Annotated in this window: 13 protein-coding genes and 1 rRNA gene; 6 read left to right on the top strand and 8 right to left on the bottom strand. The window is 72.8% G+C overall.

Going from position 1 to position 15,850, the window contains the following annotated elements; all coding sequences use genetic code 11:
* Positions 1-99 (top strand): 5S ribosomal RNA (gene rrf / locus BG452_RS15730); the annotation flags it as partial.
* Between the two features lie 81 nt (positions 100-180).
* On the opposite strand, the gene BG452_RS15725 is transcribed toward rrf, so the two are convergent.
* Both BG452_RS15725 and BG452_RS15720 read right to left on the bottom strand, forming a co-directional pair.
* Complete coding sequence (locus tag BG452_RS15725) at positions 181-642, bottom strand: GNAT family N-acetyltransferase (RefSeq protein WP_188304913.1); 462 nt, start codon at positions 640-642, stop codon at positions 181-183.
* 91 nt (positions 643-733) lie between these two features.
* Positions 734-1,525 (bottom strand): VOC family protein, encoded by a 792-nt coding sequence (locus BG452_RS15720; RefSeq protein ID WP_188304912.1) that lies wholly within the window; start codon positions 1,523-1,525, stop codon positions 734-736.
* 179 nt (positions 1,526-1,704) lie between these two features.
* Here BG452_RS15720 and BG452_RS15715 point away from each other — a divergent pair, with 179 nt between their 5' ends.
* The 3 genes from BG452_RS15715 to BG452_RS15705 all read left to right on the top strand — a co-directional run bounded on the left by BG452_RS15715 (position 1,705) and on the right by BG452_RS15705 (position 6,767).
* Entirely contained in the window at positions 1,705-3,948 is a 2,244-nt protein-coding gene (locus BG452_RS15715; RefSeq protein ID WP_223242273.1) for an ATP-dependent RecD-like DNA helicase, read from the top strand.
* Positions 3,949-4,173: 225 nt separating this feature from the next.
* Positions 4,174-5,463, top strand: a complete 1,290-nt coding sequence (locus tag BG452_RS15710) for a citrate synthase (protein WP_188304911.1) — start codon at positions 4,174-4,176, stop codon at positions 5,461-5,463.
* Between the two features lie 584 nt (positions 5,464-6,047).
* Positions 6,048-6,767: an SDR family NAD(P)-dependent oxidoreductase gene (locus BG452_RS15705; RefSeq protein ID WP_188304910.1), complete on the top strand. Its 720-nt coding sequence runs from the start codon at positions 6,048-6,050 to the stop codon at positions 6,765-6,767.
* A gap of 138 nt (positions 6,768-6,905) precedes the next feature.
* Here the strand turns inward: BG452_RS15705 and BG452_RS15700 are convergent, their stop codons facing one another.
* The 3 genes from BG452_RS15700 to BG452_RS15690 form a co-directional block, all read right to left on the bottom strand.
* A complete protein-coding gene (locus BG452_RS15700; RefSeq protein WP_188304909.1) occupies positions 6,906-9,176 on the bottom strand; it encodes a heavy metal translocating P-type ATPase in 2,271 nt (756 codons plus the stop codon).
* A gap of 65 nt (positions 9,177-9,241) precedes the next feature.
* Positions 9,242-9,460, bottom strand: a complete 219-nt coding sequence (locus BG452_RS15695; RefSeq protein ID WP_188304908.1) for a heavy-metal-associated domain-containing protein — start codon at positions 9,458-9,460, stop codon at positions 9,242-9,244.
* A gap of 118 nt (positions 9,461-9,578) precedes the next feature.
* On the bottom strand, positions 9,579-10,520 hold the full coding sequence (locus BG452_RS15690) for a PrsW family intramembrane metalloprotease (RefSeq protein ID WP_188304907.1): 942 nt from the start codon (positions 10,518-10,520) through the stop codon (positions 9,579-9,581).
* Positions 10,521-10,702: 182 nt separating this feature from the next.
* Between BG452_RS15690 and BG452_RS15685 the strand changes: the two genes are divergently transcribed.
* The gene (locus tag BG452_RS15685) at positions 10,703-11,872 is read left to right on the top strand and encodes a PP2C family protein-serine/threonine phosphatase (protein WP_317621063.1); all 1,170 of its coding nucleotides are present in this window, start codon (positions 10,703-10,705) and stop codon (positions 11,870-11,872) included.
* A 352-nt stretch (positions 11,873-12,224) separates the two neighbouring features.
* Here BG452_RS15685 and dhaL read toward each other — a convergent pair whose 3' ends face one another.
* A complete protein-coding gene (gene dhaL, locus BG452_RS15680; protein WP_188304906.1) occupies positions 12,225-12,848 on the bottom strand; it encodes a dihydroxyacetone kinase subunit DhaL in 624 nt (207 codons plus the stop codon).
* Positions 12,849-12,859: 11 nt separating this feature from the next.
* Positions 12,860-13,855, bottom strand: coding sequence for a dihydroxyacetone kinase subunit DhaK (dhaK, locus tag BG452_RS15675; RefSeq protein ID WP_188304905.1), 996 nt, complete (start codon positions 13,853-13,855; stop codon positions 12,860-12,862).
* Between the two features lie 235 nt (positions 13,856-14,090).
* Here dhaK and dhaM point away from each other — a divergent pair, with 235 nt between their 5' ends.
* A complete protein-coding gene (dhaM, locus tag BG452_RS15670) occupies positions 14,091-14,486 on the top strand; it encodes a dihydroxyacetone kinase phosphoryl donor subunit DhaM (RefSeq protein WP_188304904.1) in 396 nt (131 codons plus the stop codon).
* Positions 14,487-14,494: 8 nt separating this feature from the next.
* Here dhaM and BG452_RS15665 read toward each other — a convergent pair whose 3' ends face one another.
* On the bottom strand, positions 14,495-15,691 hold the full coding sequence (locus tag BG452_RS15665; protein WP_411292955.1) for a bifunctional 3'-5' exonuclease/DNA polymerase: 1,197 nt from the start codon (positions 15,689-15,691) through the stop codon (positions 14,495-14,497).
* Positions 15,692-15,850: the final 159 nt, after the last annotated feature.

Raw genomic sequence — 15,850 nt, 5'->3', positions numbered from 1 at the left:
AGGGAAACGCCCGGTTACATTCCGAACCCGGAAGCTAAGCCTCACAGCGCCGATGGTACTGCAGGGGGGACCCTGTGGGAGAGTAGGACGCCGCCGAACAATTCTTCAGAAAAGGCCCACCCGGGTTTTCGGGTGGGCCTTTTCGCGTTTTCCGGGGTTCAGCGGGGCTTCATGAGGGCTTCAGGGCTTCAGCTTGAATCCGAGGTGCGAGGCCACGAAGCCGAGCCGCTCGTAGAAGCGGTGCGCGTCCGTGCGGGACGCGTCCGAGGTGAGCTGGATGAGGTCGACACCGAGTTCGCGGGCGCGGTCGACGGCCCACTGGATCAGTTCGGTGCCGAGCCCGCTGCCGCGTTCTTCGCTGTGGACGCGGACGCCTTCGATGATCGCGCGGGTGGAGCCCGCCCGGGACAGGCCCGGGATGAGGGTGAGTTGCAGGGTGCCGACGATGCGGCCGGCGCGTACGGCGACGACCAGGTGCTGCTGGGGGTCGCCGTCGATGCGGGCGAAGGCGGTGCGGTACGGGGTGAGGTCGTCGGGGGTTTCGCGGGTGGCGCCGAGCAGGTCGTCGGCGAGCATGGCGACGATCGCCGGCAGGTCGGCCTCGATGGCCCTTCGGATCGTCAGAACAGCCGTTTCAGTCATGGTCAGAGGATAGGGATCTCCCTGCCCGGGCCGAAGGGCCCTTGTCTACGCCCGTAGCGCCCTTCTACGGCCCCTCTGGGCCGATGCCGGGTCACTCCCCGGCCGGGGTGCTGGTGATGACGGCGAAGACGGCTCCGTGCGGGTCCTGGAGCTGGGCGAGGCGGCCGACGCCGTGCACGTCCATCGCCGGGATCCGCACCTCCGCGCCGAGCCGGCCGGCGATGGCGAGGCCGGCGTCGACGTTGGGGACCTCGAAGTAGGGGAGCCAGTGCGAGCTGGTGCCGCGCGCGGTCTGTTCCGGGCCGAGCTGCACGATGCCGCCGTGGGCGTCGTCGGTGCCGCCGCCGGCCGGGGTGAGCACGGTGTAGAGGACCTCGCCGAGCGGGACATCCTGTTCCTGCCAGCCGAAGACCGTGCGGTAGAAGCTCTTGGCCCGCTCGGCGTCGATGCTGTGGCACTCCGTCCAGCAGAGGCTGATCTGCTCGTTGACCAGGTCCAGGCCGCGGGTGTCGTGCGGCTGCCAGACGGCGAAGTCGGCGCCGGTCGGGTCGGTGTAGCCGGCCATCCGGCCCGAGGTGAAGATGTCGAAGGGGGCGAACCGCACCCGGCCGCCGGCCTCGAGGACGAGGTCGGTGGTGCGGTCGGCGTCGTCGGTGGCGAAGTACACGGTCCAGCCGGGCGGGGTGCCGTCCTCGGCGAGCGGGCCGAGTGCCGCGACGGTGCGGCCGTCGAGCTGGAAGAAGCCGTAGCCGCCGGCTTCGGGGCCGGCCGAGTCGAAGGTCCAGCCGAACAGGGCGGCGTAGAAGTCGACGGAGGCCCGGGTGTCGGGGCTGCTCAGGTCGAGCCAGTCCGGGGATCCGGGGCGGAAGTCGGTGTTGAGCATGGCGGCACTGCTCCTCGGACGGTCCCCTACGGGCGCGGTCGACGGCCCCCTGGACCCTCCAGCCTGGCACCTCGGTGGGGGTGGTGCACGGCGGGTCCGCAGGCGGTCGGGGCTTGTCCCCGCCGGGCGGTACGGTGCGTGACGGAATGGTCCACCCGTACCGGTCGAAGGGGGCTCCGATGGGCAAGGCGGCGCAGTCGGGGCGGCAGGCTGAGCAGGCGGTGCGCCAGCTCGCGCAGGTCGAGGGCGTGCTGGAGCGGATCACCTACGCCAACGAGGAGACCGGTTACACGGTGGCCCGGGTGGACACCGGCCGGGGCGCGAACGACCTGCTGACGGTGGTGGGCGCGCTGCTGGGGGCGCAGGTCGGGGAGTCGCTGCGACTGCACGGGCGGTGGGGGTCGCACCCGCAGTACGGGCGGCAGTTCACGGTGGAGAACTACACGACGGTGCTGCCCGCGACGATCCAGGGCATCCAGCGATACCTGGGTTCGGGGCTGATCAAGGGGATCGGGCCGCGGTTCGCGGAGCGGATCGTGGAGCGCTTCGGGGTGGACACCCTGGAGGTGATCGAGAACGAGCCGGGCCGGCTGATCGAGGTGCCGGGGCTGGGGCCGAAGCGCACCAAGAAGATCGCCGCGGCCTGGGAGGAGCAGAAGGCCATCAAGGAGGTGATGGTCTTCCTGCAGGGGGTCGGGGTGTCGACCTCGTTGGCGGTGCGGATCTACAAGCAGTACGGCGACGCCTCGATCGGGGTGGTGCGGAACGAGCCGTACAAGCTGGCCGCGGACGTGTGGGGCATCGGCTTCCTGACGGCGGACCGGATCGCCCAGGCGGTGGGCATCCCGCACGACAGCCCGGAGCGGGTGAAGGCCGGGCTGCAGTACGCGCTCTCGCAGAGCAGCGACCAGGGCCACTGCTACCTGCCGGAGGAGCGGCTGATCGCGGACGGCGTGAAGCTGCTGCAGGTGGACGTCGGGCTGGTGATCGACTGCCTGGCGGAGCTGGTCGCGGCCGAGGGGGTGGTGCGGGAGACGGTGCCGGGGGAGGCGGGCGAGCCGATCACCGCGGTGTACCTGGTGCCGTTCCACCGGGCGGAGATCTCGTTGGCCAACCAACTGCTGCGGCTGCTGCGTTCGGACTCCGACCGGTTGCCGTGGTCGGCCGGGGTGGACTGGCCGGTGGCGCTGGAGTGGCTGGCGAAGCGGACCGGGGCGGAGCTGGCGCCGGAGCAGGAGCAGTCGGTGCGGCTGGCGCTGACCGAGAAGGTCGCGGTGCTGACGGGTGGTCCGGGCTGCGGCAAGTCGTTCACGGTGAAGTCGATCGTGACGATGGCGCTGGCCAAGCGGGCGAAGGTGGTGCTGGCGGCGCCGACCGGGCGGGCGGCGAAGCGGCTGGCGGAGCTGACCGGGGCGGAGGCCTCCACGGTGCACCGGCTGCTGGAGCTGAAGCCGGGCGGCGACGCCGCGTACGACCGGGACCGGCCGTTGGACGCCGACCTGGTGGTGGTGGACGAGGCCTCGATGCTGGACCTGATCCTGGCCAACAAGCTGGTCAAGGCGGTGCCGCCGGGCGCGCACCTGCTGTTCGTGGGGGACGTGGACCAGTTGCCCTCGGTCGGGGCCGGCGAGGTGCTGCGGGACCTGCTGGCGCAGGACGGGCCGATCCCCTCGGTGCGGCTGACCCGGATCTTCCGGCAGGCGCAGCAGTCGGGCGTGGTGACCAACGCGCACCGGATCAACGAGGGGAAGCCGCCGCTGACGGAGGGTCTGACGGACTTCTTCCTGTTCGTGGAGGAGGACACGGAGCTGGCGGCCGGTCTGACGGTGGATGTGGTGGCGCGCCGGATCCCGCAGAAGTTCGGCTTCGACCCGCGCCGGGACGTGCAGGTGCTGGCACCGATGCACCGGGGCCCGGCCGGGGCGGGGAACCTGAACACGCTGCTGCAGGGGGCGGTGACCCCGGCCCGGGAGGGGCTGGCGGAGCGGCGCTTCGGCGGGCGGACCTTCCGGGTGGGGGACAAGGTCACCCAGATCCGCAACAACTACGACAAGGGGCGGAACGGGGTCTTCAACGGCACAGTGGGAGTGGTGACCGCCCTCAGCGTGGACGACCAGCGGCTGACGGTGCTGACCGACGAGGACGAGGAGGTGTCGTACGACTTCGACGAACTGGACGAGCTGTCCCACGCGTACGCGGTCACGATCCACCGCTCGCAGGGCAGTGAGTACCCGGTGGTGGTGATTCCGGTCACTATGTCCGCTTGGACGATGCTCCAGCGAAATCTGCTCTACACCGCTGTGACCAGGGCGAGGAAACTCGTGGTGCTGGTCGGGTCACGGAAGGCGATCGCGCAGGCCGTGAGGGCCGTCAGTGCAGGTCGGCGGCACGCCGCGCTCGATCATCGACTTGCTTCTGGATGATTATCCAACAGGATGGTTGCCTCTAATGTTCTCTTGACGTGAAGAGATTTACGGCAGAGCCTAGAGTGGTGCCGATCTTGTCCGGTTCGTACCGGCTGCGGCAGCAGGTTTTGTAGGGGCGGGCCCTTCCGGGCCACCCCGGGTGCGCGACTGTCCCCCGGATGGGGGATCGTGGAGACAGTCAGGGCACCTTGGAAGAGGATTCATTTCGTCGGTGAGGAAGACGTGAGCGACAACTCGGTAGTACTGCGGTACCAGGACGGCGAGTACGAGTACCCCGTCGTCGAGAGCACTGCGGGCAACTCCGGCTTCGACATCTCGAAGCTGCTCCCGCAGACCGGCCTGGTCACCCTGGACAACGGCTTCGGTAACACCGCCGCGTACAAGTCCGCGATCACCTTCGTGGACGGCGACAACGGCATCCTGCGGTACCGCGGCTACCCGATCGAGCAGCTCGCATCACAGGGCGGCTTCGTCGAGACCGCGTACCTCCTGATCAACGGCGAGCTGCCCAACGCGGACCAGCTGGCGGAGTTCAGCCGCGAGATCACCCAGCACACGCTGCTGCACGAGGACGTCAAGCGCTTCTTCCAGGGCTTCCCGCGGGACGCCCACCCGATGGCGATGCTGTCCTCGGTGGTCGGCGCGCTCTCCACCTTCTACCCGGAGAGCCACAACCCGTTCGACGCGGACCAGCGCCACCTGTCGACCGTCCGCCTGCTGGCCAAGCTGCCGACGATCGCCGCGTACGCGTACAAGAAGTCGACGGGCCAGCCCTTCGTCTACCCGCGCAACGACCTGAGCTACGTCGAGAACCTGCTGCGGATGACCTTCGCCGTCCCCGCCGAGGACTACGAGCTCAACCCGGTCATCGTCAACGCGCTGGACAAGCTGCTCATCCTGCACGCGGACCACGAGCAGAACTGCTCGACCTCCACCGTGCGCCTGGTCGGCTCCAGCCACGCCAACCTGTTCGCCTCGATCTCGGCGGGCATCTCGGCGCTGTGGGGCCCGCTGCACGGCGGCGCCAACCAGGCCGTCCTGGAGATGCTGGAGAGCATCCAGCAGGACGGCGGCGACGTCGACGCGTTCATCACGAAGGTGAAGAACAAGGAAGCCGGCGTCAAGCTGATGGGCTTCGGCCACCGCGTGTACAAGGCCTTCGACCCGCGCGCCGCACAGGTCAAGCTGCTCGCGCACGAGGTCCTCGGCCAGCTCGGCAAGAGCGACGAGCTGCTGGAGATCGCGCTCAAGCTGGAGGAGCACGCCCTCAAGGACGACTTCTTCATCTCGCGCAAGCTGTACCCGAACGTGGACTTCTACACCGGCCTGATCTACCGCGCCATGGGCTTCCCGACCAGCATGTTCACCGTGCTGTTCGCCCTCGGCCGGCTGCCGGGCTGGATCGCCCACTGGCACGAGATGATCAACGACCCGACCAGCCGCATCGGCCGCCCGCGCCAGATCTACACCGGCGTCGCGATCCGTGACTACGTCGAGCTCGAGCAGCGCTGACGAAGCACTGCCGACGGGGCGCCGTTGACGGAGCACCGTTGACGGAGCACCGCACCGAAAGGGGCCCGGCCGCTGCTGAGCGGCCGGGCCCCTTCGCGTCCCCGCACCCCGGACCCGGAAGGGCCCGCGCGCGGGGACGGAACCGTACGGCGCACGACTCCGGGGCCGACTGCGACCGGGGACGGCCGCTCAAAGCGTCCCTGACCCGCCACACCCCGGCGCCGTGCGCGAAGGCCGTCGAGAGTTCGACGACCGTTCCCGGGGCCCGCCGGAGCCCCGTCGGCGGCAGCCGCTGGAAGCGCGGGGACACGTTGCCGTTAGCCGCGCCCCGCCCAGCGGAAAAACTGCCGCACTACCAACCTAAGACGTATCAGGGTGCGAGAAGTTACGCCCGGGGGGTGTGAGCTGCCTCTCGCCACGCTCCGTAGGCACTTCGTACCGCGCTCATATCACACCTTCCCTCGCGCACGACGTCACCCTCCCCACAGTCACGGCAACCGAGCGTGATAGGAATCGTGGCATTCCGGTACGGACCGTCGCGCCCCCTCGTCGCGCGACGGCGGAACTGGGGAGGGAGTGCGCAGATGGCCAGGAACGTCGTCGTCACCGGCGGTGGCACGGGAATCGGGTACGAAGTCGCGCGGCGGTTCGCCGAGGCGGGTGAGCGCGTGGTGATCGTCGGTCGCCGCCGTGAGGTCCTGGAGAAGGCCGCGGCCGACCTCGGACCGAACGTCACCCCGCTGGTGTGCGACCTCGCCGACCCGGACGCGGTCGAGGCCGCGCTGCGCGAACTGCCCGAGCGGATCGACGTGCTGGTGAACAACGCCGGCAGCCGGGAGACCGTGGTCGGGGGTGGACCGCACGCCCTGCTGGCCCGCTGGCGCGGCGACTTCGAGCGCAACGTGCTGACCGTGGTGCTGCTCACCGAGTCGATCCGGGACCGGCTCACCCCCGGCTCCGGCCGGGTCGTCACCATCAGCTCCATCGCCGCCCTGCGCGGGGCCGGCTCGTACGGTGCGGCGAAGGCCTCGCTGCACGCCTGGAACCACTTCCTGGCCGCCCAGTTGGGCACCTCGGGGATCACCGCCAACATCGTCGCGCCGGGCACGGTGGCCGGCACCGAGTTCTTCGGGCCGAGGCTGGACGAGGCCGAGGTGGCCCGCCGGGCGGCGCGCACGCTGCTCGGCCGGATCGGCGAGGCCGGCGAGGTCGCGGCGGCGGTGCACTTCCTCGCCTCGTCCGAGGCCGGGTTCATCACCGGCGAGATCCTGCACTGCAACGGCGGGGAGCTGCTGGGGCGTTGAGGCATGACGAGGGGCCGGGACCGGTGTCGGACGCACCAACAGCGTCCCGTGTCGGTCCGGGCCCCTCGGGTTGTCCGCTCAGGCCTGGTCGGCTCAGGTCTGGTCCGCTCGGGGCTGGTTGGGGCAGGCCTGGTCCGCTCAGGCGGGCCGGAAGCGGCGCAGCCGGAGGCTGTTGCTGACCACGAAGACCGAGGAGAAGGCCATCGCGGCCCCGGCGATCATCGGGTTGAGCAGTCCGACGGCGGCCAGCGGGATCGCCGCCACGTTGTAGCCGAAGGCCCAGCAGAGGTTGCCCCGGATGGTGCCGAGGGTCTTGCGGGAGAGCCGGATGGCGTCGGCCGCGGCTCGCAGGTCGCCGCGGACCAGGGTGAGGTCGCCGGCCTCGATCGCGGCGTCGCTGCCGGTGCCCATCGCCAGGCCGAGGTCGGCCTGGGCGAGCGCGGCCGCGTCGTTGACGCCGTCGCCGACCATCGCCACGACCCTGCCCTCGGACTGCAGCCGCCTGACCGTCGCCACCTTGTCCTCGGGGAGCACCTCGGCGATCACGTCCTGCGGCTCGATGCCGACCTCGGCGGCGACCGCGGCGGCCACCGCGCGGTTGTCGCCGGTCAGCAGCACCGGGCGCAGGCCCAGGGCGCGCAGCCGGGCGACGGCTTCGGCGCTGGTCGGCTTGACCGCGTCCGCGACCTCCAGCACGGCCCGGGCCTCCCCGTCCCAGCCGACCGCGATCGCGGTGCGCCCGGCCGGCTCGGCCCCGCGCTTGGCCTCGGCCAGCGCGGGCGGCAGGTGCTGGGCGCGGTCGGCCAGCAGGGCCTCGCGGCCGGCCACGACCGTACGGCCGTCCACGACACCCTCCACGCCCCTGCCGGGGACACTGCGGAAGCCCTGGGCCGGCGGGAGCCCGCCGAGGCGGTCGGCGGCGGCCCAGGCCACGGCCCGGGCGATCGGGTGTTCGGAGGCGTGCTCGACGGCCCCGGCCAGGCGCAGCGCCTCCTCCTCGGTGACGCCCTCGACGGTGTGCACGGCGAGCAGGGTCATCCGGCCGGTGGTGACGGTGCCGGTCTTGTCCAGGACGACGGTGTCCACCGTGCGAGTGGTCTCCAGCACCTCGGGGCCCTTGATCAGGATGCCGAGCTGGGCGCCGCGGCCGGTGCCGACCATCAGCGCGGTCGGGGTCGCCAGGCCGAGGGCGCACGGGCAGGCGATGATCAGCACGGCCACGGCGGCGGTGAACGCCTCGGTGGAGCTGCTGGTGACCAGCAGCCAGCCCACCAGGGTGGCGAGGGCGGCCAGCAGGACGGCGGGGACGAAGACCGCGGAGATCCGGTCGGCCAGCCGCTGGGCGGCGGCCTTGCCGTTCTGGGCCTCCTCCACCAGTCGGGTCATCCGGGCCAGCCGGGTGTCCGCGCCGACCCGGGTCGCCTCGACCACCAGCCGGCCGCCCGCGTTGACGGTGGCGCCGGTGACGGTGTCCCCGACGGTGACCTCGACCGGGACGGACTCGCCGGTGAGCATCGAGGCGTCCACTGCGGAGCTGCCCTCGACCACCACGCCGTCGGTGGCGACCTTCTCGCCGGGGCGCACCACGAAGTGCGTGCCGACGGTCAGCCGGTCCACCGGCAGGCGGACCTCCCGGCCGCCCCGGAGCACCGCGACGTCCTTGGCGCCGAGGTCCAGCAGGGCGTGCAGGGCGGCGCCGGCCCGGCGTCTGGAGCGGGCTTCCAGGTGGCGGCCGAGCAGGATCAGCACGGTGACGGCGGCGGCCGTCTCCAGGTAGAGCGCGCCGGCCGGGTCGGTGGCGCCGACGGTGAACGAGAAGTCGTGGCGCATCCCGGGCCGGCCGGCGTGGCCCCCGAACAGGGCCCAGCAGGACCAGCCGAACGCGGCCAGGGTGCCGAGCGAGACCAGGGTGTCCATGCTCGCGGCGCCGTGCTTGAGGTTGGTCCAGGCGGCGCGGTGGAAGGGCAGGCCGCCGTACACGACGACCGGGCCGGTGAGGGCGAAGGCCAGCCACTGCCAGTCGGTGAACTGGAGGGCCGGGACCATCGACAGCAGTACCACCGGGACGCTGAGCGCGGTGCTGATCAGCAGGCGCTCGCGCAGCGGGTCGGCCCGGTCGGTCGGGTCGGTCGGGTCAGGCTCCCCGGGTTCGGGGGCGGCGGGGGCCGGGGGCGGCGGGACTTCGGCGGTGTAGCCGGTCCGCTCGACGGTGGCGATGAGGTCCTCGATCGTGACGCCGGGGCCGTAGTCGACCCGGGCCTTCTCGGTGGCGAAGTTGACCGCGGCCTCGACGCCGTCCATCCGGTTGAGCTTCTTCTCGATCCGGGCGGCGCAGGCGGCGCAGGTCATCCCGCCGATCGACAGCTCGACCCGGTCCCGTGCCTCGACACCGGGGGCGGAGGTGGTCATGCGGAGCGGCTCCTTGCTGGGGGCGTGCGGCGGGGGCCGGCACCGGCCCCGCCGTACCGGGTGGCTCAGGCGGCGCGGCCGACCAGCTCGTAGCCGGCCTCGTCGATCGCGGCGCGGACGGTCTCCTCCGCCAGCGGGGCGGTGGAGGAGACCGTCACGGTACCGGCCTGGGCGTCGGCGGCGACGTCGGTGACACCGTCCAGGGTGGAGAGCTCCTCGCTGATCGCCTTCTCGCAGTGGCCGCAGCTCATGCCGGACACGGTGTAGGTGGTGGTGCTGGACATCGGTGCCTCCGGGAGGTCGGTGCGGGTGGTGGCTCTCCTGCTCTTCGAACACCATACCCCTGCGGGGTATTCCCCGAGAGGTGGGGGAGGCGGATCGCATCGTAGGCGACGGCCTCGGTCAGGCCGGAGCGGAGGGGTACTGCCCCGGGATCGGCGCGGTGGGCTCGCGCCGGATCAGCATCCGCAGCCAGAGCAGCCCGCCCAGCGCGACCAGCAGCAGCCCCGCGGTGTCGTACGCCGTGTAGAGGTGGACCTGCTCGCCGGACGGGTTCGGCATGTAGCCCAGGTCGAACAGGGCGCGCTGGAAGTCACTGGTGGTGGTCCGGGCGACCAGCCAGACGGCGATGCCGCTCATGCTGTCCCACAGTGCGTGCAGCAGCGAGACGCCCAGGTACGTCAGCAGCAGCGGGACGGTGAGGCGGAACCGGCCGCCCCGTCGCTCGCGGAACAGCACCCCGCCGATGATCGCCGTCCACAGGATGTGACCGACCGGGGCGAGCACCCCGCGCAGGATCTCCGTCTCCACCAGGTCGTCGAGCGAGAGCCCCTGGATGCTCAGCACGGCGTTGAACGCGTACCCGGCGCTCTCGAACGCGGCGAACCCCGCGCCGACGGTGGCGCCCAGCACCAGCCCGTACCGCAGCCCGACGACCCGCAGCCGCCGGCTGACCAGCACCAGCGCGGCCAGCTTCACCGCCTCCTCGATCAGGCCGACGCCGACGTACATCCACACCGAGGGCGAGAGCAGGTACGACTCCAGTACCGAGGCGCCCAGGACGCCGATCACCCCGCCGATGCCGAAGCAGGTGACGATCCGGTCCGCGCCGAGGTCGGCCGCGTAGCGCTCGAACGCCCAGATCACCACGGTGGCCGGGACGAGGAAGCTGCCGAGCAGCACGATCGTCGGGACCAGGTTGCTGTTGTCGGTGAAGAAGGTGACCAGGACGGTGCAGGCCCAGAGCAGTAAGCCGGTCGCGAAGAACTTGACCCAGTGGTGGGGCCGGGCGGCCGCCCGGACGGGGGGTGTGGTGATGCGCGGAGCGGGTCGGTATCCGGACACCGGACGGGGCCTCCTCTGAGTAGCCGCTGAGTAGCCGCTTTGGTCGAACTTTATGACAAATCAGGCATTTGGGGCTGGTCGGGACGGCTGCGGGGGCGGCCCGCGACCCACCGGGCCGGAAACGGGCCCGGACCGGGGAGGGCGGGTGGTTCGGCGCCGCGATCGTCCCTTATGTTCGATATGTGTTTCCGACCCGCCGCGCCCAGTCACCCTCGGCCCCCACCGCCGCCGGACTGCCGCAGGCCCGGCAGCGCGGCGCCCTGCTGGCCGCCGACCTCCAGGACGTACCGTTCTGGCGGCGGGCCACCCCGGCCCTGCTCGCCGTCCTGCTGGTCGCACTCGCGGACCTCCTTTCCGGCAAGGACCGGTACCTCGCGCCGCTGATGACCGTCGTCCCGGCCATCGCCGCGCTCACCCTCAAACCCGGCGAACTGCTCGCGGTCTGCGCGGTCGGGCTGATCGCCGTGTTCGGACTCAGCCACTACGACCAGGTCGACAACATCAACGACGCCCGCTTCCTTTACGGTGCGATGGTCAGCTATCTGGTGTTGACGCTGTTCTCCGCCTGGGTGGCCAAGATCCGGATGCGCCGGGCAGCGGCCTTCGCGGCGGTCAGCTCCGTCGCCGAGGCCGCCCAGCGGGCCCTGCTGCGACTGCCCGGACCGGCCGTCGGGCCGCTGCGGCTGGCCGTACGGTACGTCTCGGCGGCGGACGCCTCACGGATCGGCGGGGACCTGTACTCGGTGCTGGAGACGCCGCACGGCACCCGGGTCGCGGTCGGCGACGTCCGGGGCAAGGGACTGGCGGCCGTCCAGACCGCGGCGGTGGTGCTCGGCGCCTTCCGCGAGGCCGCGTACGACGAATCCGGACTGCGGGGCGTCGCGGCGCGGATCGAGGCCAGCGTCGAGCGGCACGTGCCCGACGGGGAGTTCACCACCGCGCTGTTCGCCGAGTTCCGCACCCCCGGGGAGATGGAACTGCTCCAGTACGGGCACGTGGCGCCGATCCGGGTCGACGGCGAAGGACGGGCGCACGTGCTGGACGCCCCCGACCCGTGGGTACCGCTCGGCCTCGGACGGCTGGCGACCGGGGAACCGGCCAGCTGGGGGCAGCCGTTCGGGCCGGACGACGTGCTGGTCCTCTGCACGGACGGGGTGATCGAGGCCCGGCACCGCAGGAGCGGGGAGTTCTACCCGCTGGCGGAGCGGGTCGGGCCGCTGGTGCGGGGAGCTGCGCGCTCGGCGGGGGAGCTGGAGGCGGCGGTGGGGCGGGTGTACGCGGATCTGCTGGCGCACACGGGTGGGGAGCTGCGGGATGACGCGTTGTTGTTGCTGATCAGTCGGATGGACTGAGGGGGGGCACCGTAGCGGGGGGTGTGTTCGTGGGGGTGGGCTTTCGGGAGGGTGGGTGCCGGGGGCGGTTCCGGGGGTGGGCGCTCCGGGGGCTGGGTGATTTTCGGACTGCCGACCCTCATCGCGGGGGGCTGGGCGCCGTTGGCAGTCTGAAAATCACCCGTCACGCCCCTCTCCGCACCCACCCCCTCCACCGCCCCCTCCCGCAGCGCGTCCCTCTCGCCTGGGTGAGTTGGCGGGGGTGGGTGGGCGGGGGAGGTGGGTGGGGGTGCTGGGGGTGGGTGGGAGAAGGTGGGTGGGGAGGGGAGGTGGGTTGGTGGGGTGCTCCTGGTGGGGATTGGGGGTGGGGACTTCAGCGGGTGGTGGTGGCGAGGGTGCGGAAGATGAGGGCGGTGGAGGTGGCGCCCGGGTCCTGGTGGCCGATGCTGCGTTCGCCGAGGTAGGAGGCGCGGCCCTTGCGGGCCTGGAGGGGGACGGTGTCGCGGGCGCCCCGGTCGGCGGCTTCGGCGGCGGCTGCGGCGGCCTCGGGGAGGGTGGCGCCGGTGGCGGCCGCGGTGCGGAAGGCGGCGACGGCCGGGGTCCAGGCGTCCACGATGGTCTTGTCGCCGGGTTCGGCCTTGCCGAGGGCGCGGACCGCGTCCAGGCCGGCTGCCAGGGCCTCGGCGACGGCGGTTGGGCCGGCGGGCTCGGGCAGGGCGGCGCCGATGGCACGGAAGGCCTTGCCGTAGAGCGGGCCGGAGGCGCCGCCGACCTTGGAGATGAGGGTGGTGCCGGTCTTGGTGAGGACGGCGCCGGGGCCGGCGGGCTCCAGGCCGTCCAGGGCGGCGAGGGCGGCGGTGAAGCCGCGCTGGAGGTTGCTGCCGTGGTCGCCGTCGCCGATCGCGGAGTCCAGTTCGGTGAGCCGGGTCCGTTCCTCGTCGACGGCCGCGGCGATCGCGCGGATCCAGGCCTCGGCGAGGGTGCTGTCGAAGTCCATGCCGTCTCCCATCAGGCCCGCTTGAGGGCGGGGGTGTCGACCGGGGCGTCCCAGAGGTCCAGCAGTTGGGCGTCGGCCTTGGTGAGGGTGAGTGAGAAGCCCGCCATGTCGAGGCTGGTGACGTAGTTGCCGACCAGGCTGCGGGCGACCGTGATGCCGTGCTCGGCGAGCCGGGCCGCGACCTCGCCGTAGACCACGTACAGCTCCAGCAGCGGGGTCGCGCCGAGGCCGTTGAGCAGGGCGATCACCTCGTCGCCCGGGGTCAGGTGGTGGTCGGTGAGGATGGTCTCGACCACCTCGGCGGCCAGGTCGCGGGCCGGGCGGAGCTTCTCGCGGCGGCGGCCGGGCTCGCCGTGGATGCCGACGCCGACCTCGATCTCGTCCTCGGGCAGGTCGAAGCCGGGCTTGCCGGCGGCCGGGACGGTGGCCGCGGTGAGCGCGACGGCGAAGGAGCGGGAGGCGGCGTTGACCCGCTCGCCCAGGGCGGCCACCTCGTCCAGGCCGGCGCCGCGCTCGGCCAGCGCGCCGGCCGTCTTCTCGACCAGGACAGTCGCGCCGGTGCCCCGGCGGCCGGCCGTCCAGGTGGAGTCCTCGACCGCGACGTCGTCGTTGACCAGGACGGTGCGGACCTCCAGGCCCTCCTCGGCGGCGAGTTCGGCGGCGAGTTCGAAGTTCATCACGTCGCCGGTGTAGTTCTTCACCACGAAGACCACCCCGGCGCCGTTCTCCACCGCCTTGGCGGCGGCCAGCATCTGGTCCGGGACGGGGGAGGTGAACACCTCGCCGGGGCAGGCGGCGTCGAGCATGCCGGGGCCGACGAAGCCACCGTGCAGCGGCTCGTGGCCGGAGCCGCCACCAGAGATCAGCGCGACCTTGGGGCCGGCCGGGCGGGCGGCCCGGGTGATCACCCGGTTGGGGACGTCCACCGTCAGCTCGGGGTGGGCGGCGGCGACCCCGGCCAGGGCGTCCTCCAGCACGCTCTCCGGGGTGTTGATCAGCTTCTTCAACGCTCTTCGCTCCCTTGGGTGACCTTGGTGCGGACGCAACAGCGCGGACGCTGCCGGACCCGACGCTACGCCGGACGGGGGGTACCGGCACGGGGCGCGACACGCGCGTTTTTGGTCACCCTCCCGGAGCAGTGGGATGGGGCCGTAAGGTCGGCCGCATGACCGAGCGAAGCGAGAGAATCATCCAAGGGTGCGCGTCTCGCGAAGCGGCCGGCGAGCGGAGCGAGGCGGGCGCATGAGCGAACACGTGGGCATTGTTCTGGTCTCGCACAGCGCCCGGCTCGCGGAGGGGCTGCGCGAGCTGCTCGGCGAACTCGCCTCGGACGGCGTGCGGGTGGTGGTCGCGGCCGGGACGGAGGACGGCGGGCTGGGCACCAGCTACGAGTTGATCGCCGCGGCGGTCGCGGAGGCGGACGGTGGGGCGGGCGTGGTGGTGCTGCCGGACCTCGGCAGCTCGGTGCTCACCGCCGTGACCGTGCTGGAGGACGAACCGAGGCCGGGCGTACGGCTGGTGGACGCGCCGTTCGTGGAGGGCGCGGTGGCCGCCGCCGTCACCGCCTCGGCCGGGGCGGGGCTGGCCGAGGTGGTCGCGGCGGCCGAGGAGGCGCGCGGCTTCCGCAAGCTGCCGTAGGGCCCGGGCTACTTGGCGTCCGCGTAGCAGTCCACCACGGCCGTGCTGAGCGGGAAGCGCACCGGGGTGTCGCCGAAGACCAGCCGCCGGGCCTCGTCGGCGGCCTCGGCGACGGCGGCGGCCACCTCCTCGGCCAGGTTGGCCGGGGTGTGCACGATCACCTCGTCGTGCTGGAAGAACACCAGGTGCGGGCGGTCCGCCGGGACGGCCACCGGCAGTTCGTTCAGCCGTCGGCGCAGCGCGGCCAGCAGGGCGAGCGCCCAGTCGGCGGCGCTGGCCTGGATGACGAAGTTGCGGGTGAACCGGCCGCGGGCGCGGGCGGTGCGGCCGCCGGTCTCGCCGGCGGTGTCGGCCTCGGTGAGGTCGAGGAAGGCGGCGGAGGCGGGCGGGCAGACCCGGCCGAGCCGGGAGGCGACCACGCCGCCGTCCTCGCCGGTGCGGGCGGCGGCCTCGACGTAGCCCATCGCGGCGGGGTAGCGGTGGCGCAGGGTGCTCAGCAGGGGGCCGATGTCGCCGCTGGTCTGCCCGTACATGGCGCCGAGCAGGCCGAGCTTGGCCTTGTCGCGGTCGCCCTGGAAGGCCTGGGCGGCGAGCGCCTCGTAGAGGTCGCCGCCGGCCGCGGTGCGGGCCAGGCCGGTGTCCTGGGAGAGCGCGGCGAGCACCCGCGGCTCCAACTGGGCGGCGTCGGCGACCACCAGCAGCCAGCCCGGGTCGGCGACCACGGCGCGGCGCAGGATGCGCGGGATCTGCAGGGCGCCGCCGCCGCGGCTGGCCCAGCGGCCGGAGACCACGCCGCCGACCACGTACTCGGGCCGGAAGCGGCCGCCGCGGGCCCAGGCGTCCTGCCAGGCCCAGCCGTGGGCGACGTGGATCCGGGCCAGCTCCTTGTAGCGGACCAGCAGCCGGGCGGCCGGGTGGTCGACCTCCTTGAGTTCCCAGGAGCGGGTGGAGCCGAGCTGGATGCCGGCCTCGGCGAAGGCCCGCAGCACCTGGGTGTGCGAGTCGGGGTTGAACGGCTTGGCGCCGAGGGCCCGTTGGAGCTCGACGGCGAGGTCGGCGAGCACCCGGGGCTGGGTGCCGGGCACGGTGGGGCGGGGGCCGAGCAGCTCGGTGAGCAGCCGGTCGTGGACGTCGGAGCGCCAGGGCAGGCCGTCGTGGGCGATCTCGGCGGCCACCAGGGCGCCGGCCGACTCGGCGGCGACCAGCAGCCGGGGGGGGGGGGGGGGGGGGGGGGGGGGGGGGGGGCGGGGGGGGGGGGGGGGGGGGGGGGGGGGGGGGGGGGGGGGGGGGGGGGGGGGGGGGGGGGGGGGGGGGGGGGGGGGGGGGGGGGGGGGGGGGGGGGGGGGGGGGGGGGGGGGGGGGGG

Source organism: Streptomyces sp. CBMA123 (assembly GCF_014596465.1).
Lineage (GTDB): Bacteria > Actinomycetota > Actinomycetes > Streptomycetales > Streptomycetaceae > Kitasatospora.
Note: the sequence above shows the minus strand (reverse complement) of the source record. Positions and strands in the feature narration are given on the sequence as shown.